At 44.5% G+C, this 1,553-nt stretch carries 3 protein-coding genes; all 3 read left to right on the top strand.

Going from position 1 to position 1,553, the window contains the following annotated elements; genetic code table 11:
• Positions 1-129 precede the first annotated feature (129 nt).
• On the top strand, positions 130-297 hold the full coding sequence (locus F6K53_RS41450; protein ID WP_293058205.1) for a hypothetical protein: 168 nt from the start codon (positions 130-132) through the stop codon (positions 295-297).
• Positions 228-1,352, top strand: a complete 1,125-nt coding sequence (locus F6K53_RS41445; protein WP_293086191.1) for a T3SS effector HopA1 family protein — start codon at positions 228-230, stop codon at positions 1,350-1,352. Before F6K53_RS41450 ends, F6K53_RS41445 begins: the two co-directional genes overlap by 70 nt.
• Positions 1,349-1,553 (top strand): hypothetical protein (locus tag F6K53_RS41440; RefSeq protein WP_366511436.1); only part of this gene is annotated, 205 nt, incomplete at its 3' end. The genes F6K53_RS41445 and F6K53_RS41440, both read left to right, overlap by 4 nt.

Raw genomic sequence — 1,553 nt, 5'->3', positions numbered from 1 at the left:
TAGATCTTGCACCAAGATTAAAGTCAAGGTAGGGAACAGGGAATCGGGAATCGGGAATCGGGAATCGGGAAAAAATCCTGTGTACCTCATAGTTATGAAAAACGCTGTATAGGGATCCGTGTAGGAATTGTGATAATTTTTGTTCCCGACTCCCGACTCCCGACTCCCTACTCCCTACTCCCTATTCCCTTTCCTATAACAATTTACAATTTTAAAACCAAAAAACTATGCAATTACTTGAATCACTACCAAATCAACTGCCAGATGCTGTACCGGAGCAGCTGCGAACTGCACTAGAAAACATTGTCAACCAGCTTGAGATCCAGAAGTCCAACTTCTCTATTCGCCATCAAGATTACGAACCCTTGGAACTTCCAGCTGAGGTAGCAGAACGCTTTGGGCAATTGCCCTTAGAATTGCAAAAAAAGTATCTGAGTTTGCAACTGCGGAGTTTTCTCTACGGGATTTACTACAACGGTTCTCTAAAAGATGATCTAGCCCTCAATGGCGATTCAGATGACCTGACACTGCACCAAAATTTAGAAAACAATACTTTCCTGGGGATAGATTTAAAATTCTACCAACGATTAGATGAAAGCAATACTGGTGAGGGCTACTTTGATCCCGATTGGTTGGTGCTAAGGCAAGAAAGTGATGGCACTCTGGCAGTAAATAAGGGGGGTTTAACTCTACATATCGAGCCGAAGGAGCATTTACAACCAGAAGCACAATCTCCCGCTGTTGGGGAGGAAGTTGCGGTGTTGCTACCTCCGAATCTGGTACAAAACGGATTCTATATGGCAGTCGGTAATCTCGGTATGTATGACTATGGGAATCCAGATAGTGAAGGAGAAATTGTCCGCATCTACTTCAACTTAACCGCTGAAGGTGCAGTGGCGGTAATGGGTAGCCTGACGCAACAGTTAAATCAAATCTCGGTGCCATTCTCTTTTAAGGTTCTCTATCATCCTGAGGATTACAACCGCTACGACTCAGGAGTACTCTACTTTGACAACAACGACTATGAAGCAGTGCGGTTAGTGCTTCAGAAGGTTTATACAGAACACCAATCTCATTTTAAGCCAGAAGTACCTCTGTTCACCAAATTCCTAGCGCCAGGATTGGGGTTAGCGGAAGAACCAGACCAGAAATTTGCTGACCAAGAAAGTTTCGGTATGAACCGCTGTCAAATTGTTGCTAATGGCTTATTGGAAGCTCACTACAAAGGGGACGATTCTCCAGAAGCTCGCGTGGCAGCAATTCTCCAAGAATTCTCCCTGTTGGAGATTGAATTGCAGCAGTGCTACCTAAATGCCAAATCTGAAGACATCTATACTCCCTTAGAGTTATGAAGCTAACTGATCTGACCAGCACCGTGACCCCATCCCCTGCTAAAGAAACGGTTTCTGCTAGAGTTAAATTCCCAAAGTCAGATTTACCTTTTTACCGCAAACTGGGACGCACTGACTTAACCGTCAGCTGTCTGGGATTAGGTGGTGGGGGACACATTTCTAGTGAGGATACTCTCTACGCCTTTGACCAAGGAATCAACA

It is taken from the genome of Moorena sp. SIO4A1 (genome assembly GCF_010672065.1).
Classification (GTDB): domain Bacteria; phylum Cyanobacteriota; class Cyanobacteriia; order Cyanobacteriales; family Coleofasciculaceae; genus Moorena.
Note: the sequence above shows the minus strand (reverse complement) of the source record. Positions and strands in the feature narration are given on the sequence as shown.

Coding starts and splice junctions, on each gene's coding strand:
- F6K53_RS41445 (WP_293086191.1), top strand. CDS start 228: ATGCAATTACTTGAATCACTACCAAATCAACTGCCAGATGCTGTACCG.